Genomic DNA, 14811 nt, shown 5'->3' on the forward strand with positions numbered 1-14811 from the left:
TTCCATGAGGTGCGGTTGGGGCGTGGCGGGATTAGGGTGGCGACGTGAGTCCGTCAGCCCAGTCCAGCTATCAAGAGCAAGTGCTACAAGAAGCGCCGACAATCTCCAGAGTTTGTTTGTCCGTCAGGGGCACCCGATGACGACAGCGCCCAACTCACTTGGCGAGACCGATTCCAACGCAACGCTCGCGTTAACGCATGACTTGGACCGATCCGGACCGGGAAGTGGCCGACCTTTCGCGACGATTGAATCGGGCCTGATTGACGGCAACATGATCAGCGATCTTGAAAGAGGCAGGTTGTCGCGCGTCTGGTCGCACCGTCCCCAACTCTTGCACCTGGGGCTTTTTATTACGGCCTATGTCCTGGGCTGCGGATTCGCCCAGTCGCTCGCAATCATATCTGGAACCGGGATTTCCATTTGGCCTCCGAGCGGGCTGTTCATCGCTACGCTTGTCTTCGCCTCCAGGTATAGCTGGCCGTGGTGGGTGCTGGGGGCCTGTCTGGCCGAACTGTTCGGCAACTTGTTGTGGTTCCACACTCCGCTGCCCCCGGCCTTCCTGATCTTTGCCGGCAACGCTCTTGAAGCGGTGGCCGGCGCATGGCTTGTGAACCAGACCTGCAAGCGCCCAGTTCGGCTGGAAACGTTGCGGGACGTTCTTGCTTTCATCGTACTGGCCGCTGGAATTGCGCCAGTCGCAAGCGCGACGGTGGGGAGTGCGGCGCTTGCGTGGTTTGGCATACAATCGCAAACCTTTGCGACGGCTTGGCCGCTGTGGTGGATCGGAGACGCGACGGGAGTCCTGATCGTAGCACCACTGGCGCTGGTCGTGTTCCAGAACTGGCGCGGTAAGGCGCAGCTCTCGGCAGCGCGGTGGATGGAAGCTTGCGTCCTGGGGCTGATTTTTCTTGGTATCGCCGCCCTTTCCTTGAGCAGCTATCTGCCCTTCGCCTACATCATCATGCCGCCTCTTCTTTGGGCCGCAGTGCGCTTTGAGTTCAGAGGCGCCGCCGTAGCATTGACCGTCCTCGCTCTGATCACGGCGGTATTCACGATATCCGGCGCCAGCCAATTTGCCGGCGATCCCGAGTCCCAGAAGCACAACCAGATCATGCTGCAGCTTTTCCTGGCCATCTCGGCATTTTCGGCGCTCGTCGTGGCCGCCATATCCCGGCAGCATCAGGCGGCGGTGCTCACTTTGCGCGAAAGCCTGGAGGCATTGCGCGACCGGGAGCGGGAGCTCTCGCAGCTTGTCGACATGGTTCCGAGCCACGTTTGGCGCCTGACGCCGGACGGCGAGCCGACCTTTTTCAACAAGCGAATGGTCGACTTTCTCGGCCTTGACGTAACGGATTTGGACAAACAGGGCATCAGCCGGCTGGCGGCGATGATAGCGGCCACCGTCCATCCGGACGACACAGCAGCATTCGGCGATGCGCTCAGTCACTGCCTCGCCACCGGTGAGCGCTTCTCCATGAGGTATCGCTTGCGCCGCGCCGATTGCGTCTATCACTGGATGTCGAGCCGGGCGGAGCCGATGCGCGATCAGACTGGCCGCATCGTCCAGTGGTACGGCCTCTGTCACGACATAGACGATCAGATGCAAGCCGAAGAAGCCCTGCGGCGGAGCGAATTGCAGCTTCAGCAGATGATCGACGCGGTGCCGGTCCGCATCTGGAGCGCGGTGCCGACTGGCGGGCCGGTCTACTTCAACAAGCGATACCAGGACCATTTCCGCTCCGTGATCGCCAATTTCGAAACGCTCGGAGAGCCGCGCATCGAGGAATTGCTGCAAGAACTGGTTCATCCCGAAGATGCTCCCGAGGTGCTGCGCACGTTGCTGACCTGTTTCGAAACAGGCGGCGGTTCCGCGATGCGGTTTCGCTGGCGCGAAACAGATGGCTATCGCTGGGCGGAGTGCAGGGTCGAGCCGCGGCGTGATGAAGACGGGGCGGTTGTGCAATGGTACGGGGTTTCCCTCGACATCGACGAAGAGGTGCGCGCGCAGGAAGCGCTGCGACAAGCCTCCGACAAACTCGCGCAAGCCACTCAGGCTGCAAGTCTCGCCGAGCTTTCCGCTTCGATCGCGCACGAGGTGAATCAGCCGCTGGCCGCGATCGTCGCCAATTCCCATGCATGCCACCGTTGGCTGGGCGCCGTCCCTCCGAACGTCGAACGCGCGAAGATTACCGCCGAGCGCATTATCCGGGACGCCAATTCGGCGGCGGACGTCGTCGGCCGCATCCGCGCGCTGTTCAAGCAATCCACCGAGACGAGGACCAACGCGACGCTCAGCAGTGTCATCGCAGAGGCACGCGACCTCGTGGCCGAGGAAGCGATGCGGCGGGGCGTTCGCATCAGCGTTGATGTCGGAAGCGACATTCCGCTAGTCGCGTTCGATCGCGTCCAAATCCAGCAGGTTCTGGTCAATCTCATCCGCAACGGCATGGAGGCGATGGACTCTGGTGCGGACGACGGAGTTATCAAAATCCGCGTGCGCCATATCGGGGATGTTGTCCAGACCGAAGTCAGCGATCGCGGCCGGGGCGTCGATTTTCCCGACCGGATATTCGAACCGTTCTTTACCACGAAAGAGCAAGGGATGGGCATGGGACTGGCGATCTGCCGTTCGATCATCGAGTCGCACAGCGGGCGTTTATGGGTCGAGAAGAACGAACCACGTGGAGCGACGTTTATGTTCACGTTGCCGATTGAGGCGAAAGCGGCGTCATGATGACGGACGGCCAAATTGTCTTCATCGTAGATGACGATGAACGCATCCGGGAGGCGCTCAGTGAGCTGCTGGCCGCACACGGCATGCGTGCCGTAGTGTTCGGATCGGCGGGCGATTATATCCGCGCTGACAAGCCGGACGTCCCTGCCTGCCTCATCCTCGATATCGAGTTGCCGGATATTAACGGCCTCGATCTGCAGCGGCAGATTGCCGAGGGCGATCATCCGCCGATCGTTTTCCTGACAGGACACGGCGATATCCCGTCCTCCGTGCGTGCGATCAAGCACGGCGCCGTGGATTTCCTGACTAAGCCCTTCAGCGATGCAGACCTCATGGCCGCAATCCATGCAGCGATTGCCCAAGATCGGGCACAGCGATCGGAGCGTGCCGAGTTGGGCGTGCTGAAGCAACGTTATCTCGAACTGACGCCGCGCGAACGTGAGGTGCTGCCGCTGGTGGTCAGCGGCCTGCTCAACAAGCAGGCGGCCGCTGAACTGGGGATCAGCGAAGTTACGCTGGAAATTCATAGAAGGAACGTCATGCAGAAGATGGTCGCGGCGTCGCTCGCCGACCTCGTGCGCATCGCCGAGCGATTGGGAATACCGATCACGCACTCGCGCAGGGCAGGGGGGAGCTGAGCGTGAGCAAGCGGAGGCCTGTCGTGGCGATTGTCGACGATGACCCAAGACTGCTCGAGTCGCTGGAGGACCTTCTGGAGTCCGCCGGCTATGTGGCCCGCAGCTTCTCGTCGGCGGGGGCATTGCTGGTCAGCGGCCTGTCTGGATTGGACATGCTTATCACCGACATCGGGATGCCCGGCATGGACGGCTTTGAACTTCGTGACCTGGTCAAGAAGGCGCGTCCGGACCTGCCTGTGTTCCTGATCACCGGCCGCCACGAGATAGTGGATCAGCACCGCGCCAAGGGCATTGGCGGGCTTTTTCGCAAGCCATTCGATGGCCAGGCACTGCTTGCGGCGATCGGCGACGCTTTACGCAACCCAGAAACGGAGGCTAAACATGAGAGTTGACCAATTGCCCTTACGGAGATCGACGCCGTCATCACAGCAGCGAAGGGTTGAAGCCGAGCAGCCGCTGGTCATTATTGTCGATGATGATGCCTCTGTCCGGGAGGCGCTGTCTGAATTGATCCTGTCGGCGGGTTTCCTGCCGGTGTGCTTTACCTCGACCCGTGAATTGCTTGACGCCGACGTGTTGGAGAGCCCCGGCTGCTTGATCCTCGACGTGCGCATGCCAGGGACGAGCGGTCTCGATCTGCAGCACCATCTTGCGAAAAACGGCAACCCCAAACCCATCATCTTCCTGACCGGGCATGGCGACATCCCGATGACTGTCCAGGCGATGAAGGCCGGCGCCGTGGACTTTCTCACCAAGCCGGTGCGCGATCAGACGCTGCTTGACGCCGTGATCGCGGGCATTGCGGTGGACGCCAAGCGGCGGGCGGATGCGGTGATCGTCAAGCGCAACATCGAGCGCGTCGAGACGCTGACGCCGCGCGAGCGCGAGGTTCTGCGTGAAGTGGCGCGCGGGCGCCTCAACAAGCAGGTCGCCTTCGACCTCGGCATCAGTGAAGTGACGGTCAAGCTTCACCGCGGCAATGTCATGCGGAAGATGGAGGCCGCTTCTATCGGTGAACTGATCCGGGCGTGGGAAACGCTGCCCGCGCCGATGCGCCAGGTCTAGAATTTGGCACAAGCCGAACCATGCCCATCCAATAGGATCGCCCGGCGCGCCCGGCTGTTTCAGGCTGCGGGAAATTGCTTCCTCAGCGCGCCCAGGCCTTTCTGCCTGTTGGTACGCTCGTGCTGTTGCGGGTGATCTGATGTACATCGGTGGTCCTGTTGGGTGTTTCGCGGCAAGGCCCGCGCCAACATCGGTTACCATTGAGCGGCGCTCCTCGGCGGCGCCAGCCTGACCGACAAACTCGCAACATTTCATGCAACAGCAACTGACGCCGGCCATGCCGCGTCGGTCCCCGCGCCGCTACCAAGCCTAAATTGACGTGTGTCTATAAGAGCTTGCCTTAGCCCGGCCCTATCCTCGGCGTGCCTGCCCTGCACCTTGGCATCGTATGACAGATGCTTCCGTAGAATAGGTTCGCGGCCCGGATCGATGCATCCTGTTCCTCGCAAGCCATCACGACCGTCGGGTTTCGAGCGCTCCTCGCTCGCTCCTCCCCGAACGCGACCGCGCAGGCCGACTCGACGGTCGTGATGGTGAGCAGGATGTTCAAAGCACATGGATGGACATGATGAACAAAGACGGACTTTTCTCCGTCGGCGGATCTCGCCGCGATGTCTTGTTGGCGGGCCTGATCGCCACCGTTGCCGCCGGACTGCCCCGCGCTGCTTCGGCTGCGAGCCGAAAACAAAACCTTTCCTCTTCGCCCTCAATCAAAGGAACCAAGACGATGAGCACCATCACGACCAAGGACGGCACCGAAATCTACTACAAGGATTGGGGCAAGGGTCCTGTCGTCACGTTCTCGCACGGCTGGCCGCTGAATTCCGACGCCTGGGACGGCCAGATGCTCTATCTTGCGCATAACGGCTTTCGCGTCGTTGCGCATGACCGGCGCGGCCATGGCCGATCGAGCCAGGCCACGTCCGGCAACGACATGAACGGCTATGCCGACGATCTTGCAGCTGTGATCGAGGCGCTGGATCTCCGGGACGCCACGCTGGTCGGCCATTCCACCGGAGGAGGCGAGGTTGCTCGCTATATCGGACGGCACGGGACGAAGCGGGTGGCCAAGGCTGTTCTTATCGCCGCTGTTCCGCCGATCATGGTGAAGACGCCGGCCAATCCGGAAGGTCTGCCGATCGAGGTATTCGACGGCATAAGGGCTGGCCTCGTCAAGGATCGTTCGCAGTACTACCGGGACCTCGCACCGTTGTTTTATGGCGCGAACAGGCCGAGCGCCAAGGTTTCCCAAGGGACTCTGGATCAGTTCTGGCTCTGGAGCATGCAGGCGGGTCTCGTGAACGCGTACGAAAGCGTCAAGGCGTTCTCCGAGACCGATTTTACCGAGGACCTTAAGAAGTTCGACGTACCAACCCTGGTCCTGCATGGCGAGGACGATCAGATCGTCCCCGTCAAGGACTCGGCAGTCAAGTCGGCCCGATTGATCAAAGGCGCAAAGGACGTCTATTACCCCGGCGCGCCCCACGGGATCACGGCCACGCACCAGGATCAGGTCAATGCTGACCTGCTCGCCTTCATCAAAGGATAGCACGCCCTCAGTCACGACCGCACGTTCTCCGCAATTTCCTGGAGCCGCCGATGACCACCTTTGGCAGTATTTCGCGCGCCCTGAATCGCATTTCAGGTGGCGCGCCAGGTCAAACCTTGTGCGCTCGCATAGCCGAGCGGTGGCCTGAATGCTGGTTCTGCCGGCTCATGTCCCGGATTGTGGAACCGAACCACTGCGCCATCGAGCTGGAGCGCTGGCAAAGGCGCGAAACATATGCTGCGCCACGGCTGCCATTCGGGCAACTGCGCCTGTGCAGCGCGGAGGCGATCGCCGGCGTTCGACACTACGTCGCGCTGTCGGGGGTCGTCGCCGCGCGCTTGTTCTGCCTTGAAGGCCAAAGCGCTCTCGAAGACATCAAACTGGCTAAGCGCCGGGAGTTTATCAATCGGTAGCCGTTTGCGATTGCAGCTCATTTTGGCGGTCTCAATTCGGCGTGAAATTTTCTTGGCCAGCAGTTGCGACTATCGCAGCAGCACCGGCACAATTTTTCGAAGGCAGGAACGACATGGGCGCACTATCAGGCAAGATCGCGGTGGTCACCGGCGGAAACAGCGGGATCGGACTATCGGCTGCAAAAATCTTTGCGGCCGAGGGCGCACAAGTCGTCATTACCGGCCGCCGGCGGCAGGCGGTCGAGGAAGCGGTCGCACAGATCGGGGCAGGCGCGCTGGGCATTCAGGGAAATGTGGCCGACGTGGCGCACCATGATGAGGTCGCGCAGCAGGTCCTCCAGAGGTTCGGGACGCTCGACATCTATATGGCGAACGCCGGCATAAACACCATCACGCACTCGGCCGACGTCTCCCAGGCAGAATATGATGCGCAATTTGCCGTCAACACGCGAGGCGTCTTCTTCGGCGTCCAGAAGCTGATTCCGATCATGCGGAACGGCGGCGCAATCATCCTCACAGGCTCGCTGGCCAGCGAGAAGGTTCTGGACGGTCATGCTGTTTACGCGGGCTCGAAGGCGGCAATAAATGCCTTTGCGCGCGCTTGGGCGATCGAACTGAAGTCTCGCGGCATCCGGGTCAACGTGCTCAGCCCAGGTCCGGTGGATACGGCTATTCTCGATAAGCTAGGCATACCGTTTGAGCAGCGCGGGCTGTTTGAAAAGGCGATGGCGGAGGCAATACCCCTTGGCCGGATGGGGCAGCCGGACGAACTGGCAAAAGCCGCCCTGTTCCTTGCCTCGGACGCGAGCAGTTTCGTCACGGGCATCAATCTGCGGGTCGACGGCGGGATGGCAGTGCTCTGAGCCATGACTGCGATGTCGTCGCGCCAATAGACTGCCGAATAACGCCGGAGCAATCGGTCTTCCTCACGACGATTTTCCGGGAAGCTGCCGCACGAATCCCGCCAAATAGGTCGGAGGCGAGACGTTTCGTCGACGTGGTGCAAATTGAGCCACGTAAGCGGCAAGTCGCATTGCAGGGATCGACGCGCAAGAGGGAAGTCCGCTCGCCGATACGGAAGGACCGAGGTCTCGCCCCGGTCCTTCAATTTTCTGTAGGTCGGGATCAGTGACCCCAGATGCCCTGGCCATATTCATCGTTGGGAACAGTCGGCTTGCGTACGGTTTTCGGCGCCCCGATATCGTTGTTCATTTCTTGGTCGAGGATGTATACATGTTGTCAGACGCAGTCGCAGGCTGCTGGGCTCCGTTTGATCCATAGTGGTCGCTTCCGGCAATGGCGCTTCCTGCTGTAATAACAAGCGCGGCGACAGCAAGGACTGTCATTTTCATTTCAGTAACTCCATTGATAGCTTGGATGGTATTCACCCATACAAATATAAATGCCGTGACGCAGCGACACGATCAGACGGTCCGGCTGTTTGACCCATACCAAGGCATTGGGCGATGCGGGCCGAAGGCTACCTCAATCATGCTGCAGGGCACCTGATCTCCCTGGTGACCTACCCTGCACCTTGGCATTGTATGACAGACCCTTCCGCACAATAGGTTGGCGGGCCGCGTCGGCGCATTCTCCTGAGCATTGGTCACCACAGGCCACACGGGAGAAAGCAAATGCGAAACATAACTCGAGTCCTGGCGCTCACAGCGGCGCTTGCCGCGTCGGGCGGCGGGATGGCGCAGGCGGCGAATTCTCAGCCCAAGCCGACGATCGTACTAGTGCACGGCGCCTTCGCGGAATCGTCGAGCTGGGACGCAGTCATCACCAAGCTCAGCAAAGACGGTTATGTAGCGATAGCCGCAGCTAATCCGCTCCGCGGCGTTGCCAGCGATGCGAAAGCAGTCTCAGCCATCGTCCGGTCGGTTTCCGGGCCGGTCGTGCTGGTGGGGCATTCCTACGGCGGGCCCGTCATCACCGAGGCCGCCAATGGCAATCCCAATGTAAAGGCGTTGGTCTACGTGGCGGGTTTCGCGCCGGATACCGGCGAATCGAGCCTTACGTTGTCCAGCATGTTTCCCGGCAGCACCTTGGGGAGCGCGCTTGCTCCAGTAGCGTTGCCGGACGGCGGACAAGACCTCTTCATCGAGCCGGCCAAGTTCCGCGCCCAGTTCGCCGCCGACGTTCCGCAAGAGCAGACTTTGCTGATGGCTGCCACTCAGCGCCCTGTTGCGCAGGCAGCTCTGGCTGAAGCCTCGGGCGTCGCCTCATGGAAGACGCTGCCGTCCTACATGATCTACGGCTCGGATGACCGCAACATCCCGGCAGCCGTCATGAGCTTCATGGCCAAGCGTGCGCACGCGGTAAAGACCGTCGTCATCGAGGGTGCGTCCCATGCGCTCATGGTTTCGCATCCCGACGAGGTCACGTCACTCATCGAGGATGCTGCTGCATCGGTCAGTCAGTAGCAGGCCGGAAACGCCAGCATTCGATCGAGCAACGAAAATAAACACGCAACACCAGGAGACTAGACATGAAGATCGTCGTCATCGGCGGAACCGGGCTGATCGGTTCAAAGACCGTGGAGAGACTGCGAAACAAAGGACACGACGTGCTTGCGGCGTCGCCGAATTCGGGCGTCAACACCGTTACGGGAGAGGGTCTGGCGGCCGCGCTTGCCGGTGCGCAGGTTGTTGTCGACCTCGCGAACTCGCCGTCGTTCGAGGAAAAGGCTGCCCTGGAGTTCTTCGAGGCATCCGGGCGTAATCTTTTTGCGGCCGAAACGGCCGCCGGCGTCCGTCATCACGTGGCACTGTCGGTCGTCGGTACCGACCGGCTGCAGGGCATGGGCTATTTCCGCGGCAAGTTGCTTCAGGAAAAGCTGATCAGGGAGTCCGGAATTCCCTACACCATCGTTCACGCCACTCAGTTCTTCGAATTCACCGCCGCCATCGCAAACACGGGCGCCGTCGGGGATACCATTCATATGTCGCCGGCCTACTTCCAACCCATGGCGGCTGATAATGTTGCCGATGCGATGGCGGACGTCGCGCTTGCCGCGCCGTTGAACGGCATGATCGAAATTGCCGGTCCGGAGCGTGTTCGCATGAGCGAACTTGTCGAGCGCTTCCTGAAGGCCACCAACGACCCTCGCAAAGTCGTCCCGGATCCCGGCGCGCTCTACTACGGCCAAGTGGCAATCGACGATCGAACGCTTGTGCCCGGCGAGGACGCGCGCATCGGCGCCGTGCGTTTCGATGATTGGCTCAGCCGATACACACCACCGAAGTAAGTAATCATCGGATAGGCCCACCATTCGCATTACAACAAGGAGACCAGACATGATCAAGATACTTCTCTGCGCCGCGCTCACCGCCGCTTCCGTCACCGCGGCAATGGCCAAAGACGCCGCCAGCGTGAAGCTTGTCTACGACCAGGCTCTCCCAAACGTGCCTGGCAAGAGCATGAAAGCCGTGCTCGTCGAGTACGCGCCGGGGGGTACGTCGCCGGCCCATACCCATCCCAAATCCGCGTTCATCTATGCCACGGTCCTTGAGGGGGCGATCCGAAGCCAGGTCAACGATGGACCGGTGAAGACTTATCGCGCCGGCGAGAGTTTCTCGGAATTCCCGGGCGACCGTCATGCCGTCAGCGAAAACGCCAGCAAGACGGAAGGCGCTCGCCTGCTTGCTATTTTCGTCGTCGACACCAGCGAGACGGAACTGACGACGAACGCGAACTGAAATCGTAGCCCCCGGGGCGTACGCGAAGGGACGGTCAGTGACATGAATTCGATCGCCATCCGCACACTTGCGGGGATTTCGGTCCCCGATACACCGCTTGTTGGCCGAGCAATCGAACATGCCCGCCAGCGATGTGAACCCTACTTGTTCAACCACGTGGTCCGATCCTGGCTTTTCGCGGCCCGGATCGGACAGATTCAGAATATCCAGCACGACGCGGAGGTTGTTGCCGTTGCAACCCTGTTGCACGACGTCACGCTCAATGAGGACTTCGCCGGGCCGCGCCGTTTCGAAGTGGAAGGCGCCGATCTTGCCCGCACCTTCGTTCGGGAAGGCGGCTTCGACGAGCGGCGCGCCCAATTGATCTGGGACAGCGTTGCCCTCAACTCGACGCCGTCGATCGGCCTCTACAAGGAGGCTGAGGTGGCGCTTTGCACAGCCGGCATCTGCCTCGATGTCGTCGGCTTGCAATACAGCCTCGTTTCGTCAGCCGAGTTTGCAAAGATCATCGGTGAGTTTCCACGCCTCCAAATGAAGCGACGGATGACCCGATGCTTTTGCCATGTCGCCGAGGTCCGGCCGGAAACCACCTACGACAACTTTGCCCGGGACTTCGGCGAGCGCTTTGTTTCAGGCTACAAGGCGACTTCGGCAGTTGATCTTGTGATGAACGCTCCCTTCGAAGAATGAACACAGTTTCTATCCAGGTCTCTCGATCGACGCCAGCTCAGCCGAGCCCTTCATATGATCCAAACGCCGAGCGCCTGTCGCATGCCTGCGGCAAAGCGAATTGCCGAGCGCAGCGTTCTGGGTGCCGATTTCCACCTCCTATACTTCGGTTTAGGCGCCCCAAACCAATCGATTGGCAATACATATCACCGGCACGACAGCAACATTTTGGCTCACTGGTCATCCTTAGGCTGCAATGGATTGCAAACACCTAAAGGAGATAAGTAATGAATATTGCAGCGCCACCGGTCGCTCCGAAAGGAAAAGCCGTCGCCCAACGCGCGAGTTACGCGGAGCAGTCGCCGGAATTTCTGAAGAAATTTATTGAATTTCTTGGTGCGACGCGAGAGGGGTCGATCGAAGAACCGATCCGCGACCTTGTTGCAGTCCGAGCCGCGCAGCTGAACGGGTGCACCTTCTGCCTTGATATGCACGTCAAACAGGCAAAGATTCATGGCGAGCGCGAACTGCGCCTTTACCATCTGGCAGCCTGGCGGGATTCGACCTTGTTCGTTCCTCGCGAGCGTGCAGCCTTGGCATGGACGGAAGTCTTGACCAAGCTGCCCGAGCAGGGTGTCCCGGACGAGATCTACGATCGGGTCAGGTCGCAGCTCTCCGAGAAGGAAATCTCCGATCTGACCTTCGTCGTCATGGCGGTCAACTCTTGGAACCGTCTGAACATCGGCTTCAAACCCGTCCCGGGCTCAGGCGATGCGAAGTTTGGCCTGAGCAAAGCAGCACTAAGCTAATCTTTGGAATGGGTCAGAATGGCGCTTGTTAGCGCGCCATTCTGACCGGCCAGGCGAAGGCGCGCCGACCTAGGCGACCAACCTGGAACCGATCCCAACCTCCCGGCCGCGGCCGCGAGGCGCTCTCAGGAGGGTGTCATGCGCATTGACAGTCTGCATCCAGTAATATCGGCCCGTCTTATGGTGATCGATGTCGACGCTCCACTCCGCAGTGCAGCACTCTCACTTTCCAGGCCCGCAATAGGCCTGGTCGTGGTGTGCCACGGCAGTGGGGAGGCGGCAGGCGTGCTGAGCAAGTCCGACCTCGTCCGTCATCTGGCGAATTCAGGGCCAACAGAAGCGCCGATTGCAGCATTGATGAGCACGTCCATCGTGTCCTGTGGTCCCGATGACGACCTTCATTCAGTCTGGCAGACCATGGCCGCGCAAGGCCTTCAGAATGTGCCGGTGCTCGGGGCTGACTCGAAACCGCTAGGCGTCCTCGATATCCGCGATGCGATGAAGGCGCTCTTCAAACAAGAGGAACTGCAGGAACGGCTGCTTGCCAACTATATCAGCGGGATCGGCTATCAATAGATCATGGTCTCGCGTTTGGGTATACAGAAGTATGTATCGAAGTCTTCTTAGATATAATGGATAATAAATATCATAAATTATAGAGTATTGAAGCAAATAGGCGTCGACTGAGCCGACGGGGGAATGAAATGTTTCGTCCGGACATAAAAGAAGATGTCTTCGACAGCCCGCCCGATGGTCCTGGAAGTGGTATGTCCGTGCAAATGTCGACGGCCGGCATAGTCCATGACCTGGGCAATCTCATTCAGGTCGCCTCGTCGGCGTTGAACCATCTGGCCCGCGATCCGAGCATCCAGGCGGCTCCGGCGCTTGGGCCTGTAATTGCCGGCGCCAAAACGGCTTTGGAACGGGCCGGGGGCCTTGTCCGGCAAACCATCAGCCTGGCCCGAGAGAGCCACGCGGAAATCGAATACACAAACGTAGGTGCTTGCCTGGCTGAGATCGAAACTCTCGTGCGGAGCGCCTTGGATGCCAATTTCGATCTTGAGCTTCGGGTGGGGCCGGACCTGCCTTTGGTGAGATGCGATCGCTTTGGATTGCAAAATGCGGTTCTGAATCTTCTGTTCAACGCGCGCGATGCAATGCCTGACGGCGGTTTGATCTCGATCGATGCCGGCTTGGCCTCTGAAAGCTCTACCACCGGTCAGGTAGATATCCGTGTCGCGGACAACGGTATCGGAATGACCAGCGAGACGATGGTCTGCGCCTTCGATCCGTTCTTCACCACCAAAAGCGAAGGCCTCGGCGGCGTCGGGTTGCCTATGGTGAAGCGCTTTGCCGAGCAATCAGGCGGAAGCATCGATATTCAGAGCACGCTTGGGGCAGGCACGACCGTCACTCTGCGGTTGCCTGCGGTGCGATAGCGGCCGGCCAATCTGTCTCCGGTGACAGACGTGACATACAATCGAGAGATAAAGATGGATGCACAAGTCGTTGAAAACGTCCAACAGCACCGTTTCGAGCTGCCGATCGCCGGCGATATGTTTGCGGTGGCCTACTATCGGCTCGAGGGCGGGAAGGTCGCGCTGATACACACCGAAGTCCCGTCGGAATTTTCCGGACAAGGGATCGCGTCGCGATTGGCCCAAGGGACCTTCGAACTGCTCCGCAAAACCGGCCGTAAAGCGATCTTGAAATGTCCCTTCATGAGCCGCTTTTTCGCCAAGCACCCGGACTATGCAGATGTCGTTGACGGCTAGTCAGGGCACGAATGTTGAGGGTTTCTCAGGGATCTATCCAAATGCCTGACGAGTATGATTTGCAGAGGTTCGTCAGCGCGCAGGATCCGGTCTACGACGACGCGCTGGCCATTCTACGTCGAGGAATGATGTGCACTCCCTACATGGAGTTCATCTTTCCAATGTTGGCCACCAGGCGAAGCGGTACTGCGCTTGAGCCATATGCAATCGCATCGCTCGACGAAGCCAGCGCCTATCTCTCATTTCCGATTCTCGGAGGCCGTTATCGGGAATGCGTTGGCACCCTGCAGCGGCTCTCCGGCCTAAGCGCTCGCGCTGTCTTCGGTGAGGTTGATGCGAAGAAGTTGCACGCGTCCCTCACGCTGTTTTCCGAAGCAAGCAACGACGAGTTCCTGCTCGAGACAATCTTCGACGTCTGGTTCGACGGTTTGCTCGATGAGGAAACGATGAACGATCTCTACTTGATGTCGTAGCGGTCTGCCTGCGCCACCGGCGTAAAGCCGTCGCGGCGCAGAGGTCACCATCCGCTGCCTTATCCCTTACACGCTGTCATCTGGCGGAGGCATGAGTTCGTGCTCTCCCGGCACGCCGGGGAAGCGGCGTTCGCGCCAATCCGCCTTTGCCTGCTCGATCCGTTCGGCTGAAGACGAGACGAAGTTCCAATAGATATGACGTGGCTCGGAAAAGGGCTCGCCTCCTATCAGCATCAGTCTCGCCGCATGAAAGGCAGGCGCCTGGAGCACAATCTCAGCGCCGGGCGCCAGAGCTATCAATTCAGCCTCATGAAACCTACCGAGCTGGCCGACAATTCCAACCTCACCGGCGACGATGTAGATCGCACGCTCACGGTGTTCGGGTTTCACCTGGTATCGGGCACCGCTCGTGAGCACAATTTCGGCATAGATCATGTCGGAGAACGTCCTTACCGGCGAGACCAACCCGTCGGACGCGCCGGCGATCAACGTAAACTCGACGCCGTCGGCACAGATCCTCGGTATTTCGGGAGCGCCAAAATGTGCGACGTCGGCGGCAATTTCTTCATAGCGGGAGGGGAGGGCGATCCAAGCCTGAGCGCCGAAGAGATTGCTTCCCGACGCCCGGACTTCCGGTGGCGTGCGCTCGGAATGGACGATGCCCGACCCGGCCGTCATCCAGTTGACCTCGCCAGGACGGATGGTCTGCACTTTACCGAAATTGTCGCGATGGACGATCTCGCCATCGATCAGGTAGGTCACGGCCGCAACGCCGATATGCGGATGCGGTCCCATATCGAAACCGTGACCGGCATCGAATATGGCGGGGCCGAAATGGTCGAACAGGATGAAGGGCCCGATCATGAGGCGATTCGAGGAGGGCAATACACGCCTTATCTTCAGTCCGTCCGCAAAATCACGGATAGCCGGCTGGACGAGTGTATCGATGCCTGTGATATCGCTTTGGCGGATGGTCATGGATCTC

Annotated in this window: 18 protein-coding genes; 16 read left to right on the plus strand and 2 right to left on the minus strand. The window is 60.0% G+C overall.

Features of this window, described 5'->3' with window-relative positions:
* Positions 1–298 precede the first annotated feature (298 nt).
* The 7 genes from AC0L2Y_RS02110 (at position 299) to AC0L2Y_RS02140 (ending at position 7262) form a co-directional block, all read left to right on the plus strand.
* Positions 299–2734: an MASE1 domain-containing protein gene (locus AC0L2Y_RS02110; RefSeq protein ID WP_473553688.1), complete on the plus strand. Its 2436-nt coding sequence runs from the start codon at positions 299–301 to the stop codon at positions 2732–2734.
* Positions 2731–3372 carry a response regulator transcription factor gene (locus AC0L2Y_RS02115; protein WP_473553455.1) on the plus strand — a complete coding sequence of 214 codons (642 nt, stop codon included), beginning with the start codon at positions 2731–2733 and terminating at the stop codon, positions 3370–3372. The genes AC0L2Y_RS02110 and AC0L2Y_RS02115 overlap by 4 nt, the downstream gene beginning before the upstream one ends.
* 2 nt (positions 3373–3374) lie before the next feature.
* A complete protein-coding gene (locus tag AC0L2Y_RS02120; RefSeq protein ID WP_023716983.1) occupies positions 3375–3764 on the plus strand; it encodes a response regulator in 390 nt (129 codons plus the stop codon).
* Positions 3754–4437: a response regulator transcription factor gene (locus AC0L2Y_RS02125; protein WP_473553689.1), complete on the plus strand. Its 684-nt coding sequence runs from the start codon at positions 3754–3756 to the stop codon at positions 4435–4437. The genes AC0L2Y_RS02120 and AC0L2Y_RS02125 overlap by 11 nt, the downstream gene beginning before the upstream one ends.
* A 568-nt stretch (positions 4438–5005) precedes the next feature.
* Positions 5006–5986 carry an alpha/beta fold hydrolase gene (locus AC0L2Y_RS02130; protein ID WP_473553457.1) on the plus strand — a complete coding sequence of 327 codons (981 nt, stop codon included), beginning with the start codon at positions 5006–5008 and terminating at the stop codon, positions 5984–5986.
* A gap of 50 nt (positions 5987–6036) precedes the next feature.
* Positions 6037–6399, plus strand: coding sequence for a hypothetical protein (locus AC0L2Y_RS02135; protein ID WP_473553458.1), 363 nt, complete (start codon positions 6037–6039; stop codon positions 6397–6399).
* Between the two features lie 113 nt (positions 6400–6512).
* Positions 6513–7262: a glucose 1-dehydrogenase gene (locus AC0L2Y_RS02140; RefSeq protein WP_473553460.1), complete on the plus strand. Its 750-nt coding sequence runs from the start codon at positions 6513–6515 to the stop codon at positions 7260–7262.
* Positions 7263–7607: 345 nt separating this feature from the next.
* Here AC0L2Y_RS02140 and AC0L2Y_RS02145 read toward each other — a convergent pair whose 3' ends face one another.
* A complete protein-coding gene (locus tag AC0L2Y_RS02145; protein WP_473553461.1) occupies positions 7608–7751 on the minus strand; it encodes a DUF680 domain-containing protein in 144 nt (47 codons plus the stop codon).
* Positions 7752–8033: 282 nt separating this feature from the next.
* Here AC0L2Y_RS02145 and AC0L2Y_RS02150 point away from each other — a divergent pair, with 282 nt between their 5' ends.
* The 9 genes from AC0L2Y_RS02150 (at position 8034) to AC0L2Y_RS02190 (ending at position 13826) form a co-directional block, all read left to right on the plus strand.
* Positions 8034–8825, plus strand: a complete 792-nt coding sequence (locus AC0L2Y_RS02150; RefSeq protein WP_352592496.1) for an alpha/beta fold hydrolase — start codon at positions 8034–8036, stop codon at positions 8823–8825.
* Between the two features lie 65 nt (positions 8826–8890).
* Positions 8891–9649 carry an SDR family oxidoreductase gene (locus AC0L2Y_RS02155; RefSeq protein ID WP_473553463.1) on the plus strand — a complete coding sequence of 253 codons (759 nt, stop codon included), beginning with the start codon at positions 8891–8893 and terminating at the stop codon, positions 9647–9649.
* Between the two features lie 49 nt (positions 9650–9698).
* On the plus strand, positions 9699–10100 hold the full coding sequence (locus tag AC0L2Y_RS02160; RefSeq protein ID WP_473553464.1) for a cupin domain-containing protein: 402 nt from the start codon (positions 9699–9701) through the stop codon (positions 10098–10100).
* Positions 10101–10142: 42 nt separating this feature from the next.
* Complete coding sequence (locus AC0L2Y_RS02165) at positions 10143–10790, plus strand: HD domain-containing protein (protein WP_473553465.1); 648 nt, start codon at positions 10143–10145, stop codon at positions 10788–10790.
* 266 nt (positions 10791–11056) lie between these two features.
* Positions 11057–11578, plus strand: coding sequence for a carboxymuconolactone decarboxylase family protein (locus AC0L2Y_RS02170; protein WP_473553467.1), 522 nt, complete (start codon positions 11057–11059; stop codon positions 11576–11578).
* A gap of 138 nt (positions 11579–11716) precedes the next feature.
* Positions 11717–12154 carry a CBS domain-containing protein gene (locus tag AC0L2Y_RS02175; RefSeq protein ID WP_031211084.1) on the plus strand — a complete coding sequence of 146 codons (438 nt, stop codon included), beginning with the start codon at positions 11717–11719 and terminating at the stop codon, positions 12152–12154.
* Between the two features lie 128 nt (positions 12155–12282).
* Entirely contained in the window at positions 12283–13017 is a 735-nt protein-coding gene (locus AC0L2Y_RS02180) for a sensor histidine kinase (protein ID WP_473553468.1), read from the plus strand.
* 54 nt (positions 13018–13071) lie between these two features.
* Entirely contained in the window at positions 13072–13353 is a 282-nt protein-coding gene (locus AC0L2Y_RS02185; protein ID WP_473553469.1) for a GNAT family N-acetyltransferase, read from the plus strand.
* 41 nt (positions 13354–13394) lie between these two features.
* Positions 13395–13826 (plus strand): DUF1810 domain-containing protein, encoded by a 432-nt coding sequence (locus AC0L2Y_RS02190; RefSeq protein ID WP_473553471.1) that lies wholly within the window; start codon positions 13395–13397, stop codon positions 13824–13826.
* A gap of 66 nt (positions 13827–13892) precedes the next feature.
* On the opposite strand, the gene AC0L2Y_RS02195 is transcribed toward AC0L2Y_RS02190, so the two are convergent.
* Positions 13893–14804, minus strand: coding sequence for a pirin family protein (locus tag AC0L2Y_RS02195; protein WP_473553472.1), 912 nt, complete (start codon positions 14802–14804; stop codon positions 13893–13895).
* Positions 14805–14811: the final 7 nt, after the last annotated feature.

It is taken from the genome of Mesorhizobium sp. WSM4830 (genome assembly GCF_055811495.1).